The 2,500-nt window shown below is 53.5% G+C and carries 1 rRNA gene (only partly in view); it reads right to left on the bottom strand.

Annotation, left to right across the window (positions count from 1 at the left end):
- Positions 1 to 2,059, bottom strand: a 23S ribosomal RNA gene (locus FB009_RS32330) (it extends 810 nt beyond the left edge of the window).
- Between the last annotated feature and the right edge of the window lie 441 nt (positions 2,060 to 2,500).

Genomic DNA, 2,500 nt, shown 5'->3' with positions numbered 1-2,500 from the left:
TAAAGGTGCACGGGGTCTTTCCGTCTGACCGCAGGAACCCCGCATCTTCACGGGGAATTCAATTTCACTGAGTCTATGCTGGAGACAGCGGGGAAGTCGTTACGCCATTCGTGCAGGTCGGAACTTACCCGACAAGGAATTTCGCTACCTTAGGACCGTTATAGTTACGGCCGCCGTTTACTGGGGCTTCGATTCAGAGCTTGCACCCCTCCTCTTAACCTTCCAGCACCGGGCAGGCGTCAGACCCTATACGTCGTCTTGCGACTTCGCAGAGCCCTGTGTTTTTGATAAACAGTCGCTACCCCCTGGTCTGTGCCACCCCATCTGACTTGCGTCAAAAAGGGTCACGCTTCTTCCGAAGTTACGCGTGCAATTTGCCGAGTTCCTTCAGCATAGTTCTCTCAAGCGCCTTGGTATACTCTACCTGACCACCTGTGTCGGTTTCGGGTACGGTCTATACGGTGGAGCTATTTCCTGGAACCGCGTCCCCGCCCGGACAATCCATTAAGTCCGAACAAGTTAAGCAATCCGTCACTACCACCAGGCCCACGAATATTAACGTGGTTCCCATCGACTACGCGTGTCCGCCTCGTCTTAGGGGCCGGCTAACCCTGCTCAGATTAACTTTAAGCAGGAACCCTTGGTCTTTCGGCGAGAGGGTCTCTCACCCTCTTTATCGTTACTCATGTCAACATTCGCACTTCCGATACCTCCAGGACCCCTCACGGGTATCCCTTCACAGGCTTACGGAACGCTCCGCTACCCCTGCAGCACTCCGAGGAATGCTACAAGCCTCAGCTTCGGTGCATGGCTTTAGCCCCGTTACATTTTCGGCGCAAAGACCCTTATTTAGACCAGTGAGCTGTTACGCTTTCTTTAAATGATGGCTGCTTCTAAGCCAACATCCTGGTTGTTTTGGGATCCTCACATCCTTTCCCACTTAGCCATGACTTGGGGACCTTAGCTGGAGGTCAGGGTTGTTGCCCTCTTCACGACGGACGTTAGCACCCGCCGTGTGTCTGCCGACTAGTACTCCCCGGTATTCGGAGTTTGGTTAGGATCAGTAAGACGGTGAGTCCCCATAGCCCATCCAGTGCTCTACCCCCGGGGGTATTCGGTCGACGCTCTACCTAAATAGATTTCGCGGAGAACCAGCTATTTCCGAGTTTGATTGGCCTTTCACCCCTAGCCACAAGTCATCCCAATCTATTGCAACAGATGCGGGTTCGGTCCTCCAGTTGGTGTTACCCAACCTTCAACCTGCTCATGGCTAGATCACTCGGTTTCGGGTCTAATGCGACATACTAAAGCGCCCTGTTCAGACTCGCTTTCGCTACGCCTCCACCTACCGGCTTAAGCTTGCATGCCACACTAAGTCGTTGACCCATTATACAAAAGGTACGCCGTCACCCTTGCGGGCTCCGACTGTTTGTAGGCATCCGGTTTCAGGTTCTATTTCACTCCCCTTGTCGGGGTGCTTTTCACCTTTCCCTCACGGTACTTGTTCGCTATCGGTCATGCACGAGTACTTAGGCTTGGAGAGTGGTCTCCCCATGTTCAGACAGGATTTCTCGTGTCCCGCCCTACTCAAGGACAATGAGTGTTCTACGTGTACGGGGCTGTCACCCGCTACGGCAGACCTTTCCAGATCTTTCCACTTTATTCCTCATTGCCACTGGCCTGGTCCGCGTTCGCTCGCCGCTACTTGCGGAGTCTCGGTTGATGTCCTTTCCTGCAGGTACTTAGATGTTTCAGTTCCCTGCGTTCGCTTCTTATCCCTATTGTATTCAGGATAAGATACCTTTCAACAATGCTTGGAAACCACTTTGGTTTCTTGACGCCGGATAACCGGCGACGGCCCCTGGCCTTGCGAAGCTTCGCTTCGTTCAACCAAAAGCCAACCAAAATGATTTTCCAAGCATCTAAGGTGGGTTGCCCCATTCGGAGATCCATGGATCAAAGCTTATTCGCAGCTCCCCACGGCTTTTCGCAGCGTATCACGTCCTTCATCGCCTGTGCATGCCAAGGCATCCACCAAATGCCCTTCTTTCACTTGATCGTTCTCATTGCCAATGCTCATCTTTATCTGGGTCTGGCTAAGCTTTCCTACTCGGCTTGTCGCCTCGCAGGGCAGCCAAACCTGGCCATACGGACACCTTTCAGTATCCCGCACAGCCAGCCCAAAAACCCGGTTACCTTTTACAACCGAGCCAATCAGATGCCATCGACGTGTTCGACAGGCCTGCTTTATTGGAACCACGCCGAGCGGTTCACTTGCAGCCTGTCTTTAAGACCAGCTTCTCGAGATATGTCCGGTGATGCGCGGTCAGGCAACACCAATCAGCCACGAACACCAGATGGGCATCCCGAAGGACACCCAAACAACATCCATGCCTTCAACGACAAGCTTCCCTCCTACCTCCAACCCCTCCGCCATTTCCGGTCGGCTAGACCATCCATGGTTTCTTCGGGGCTGGGCTCGGACGTCTCCGGCAACCTT

The sequence above is a fragment of the Sinorhizobium medicae genome, from assembly GCF_007827695.1.
Classification (GTDB): Bacteria; Pseudomonadota; Alphaproteobacteria; order Rhizobiales; family Rhizobiaceae; genus Sinorhizobium; species Sinorhizobium medicae.
The sequence above is the reverse complement of the archived record's forward strand: the minus strand, read 5'-3'. Positions and strand labels throughout refer to the sequence as shown.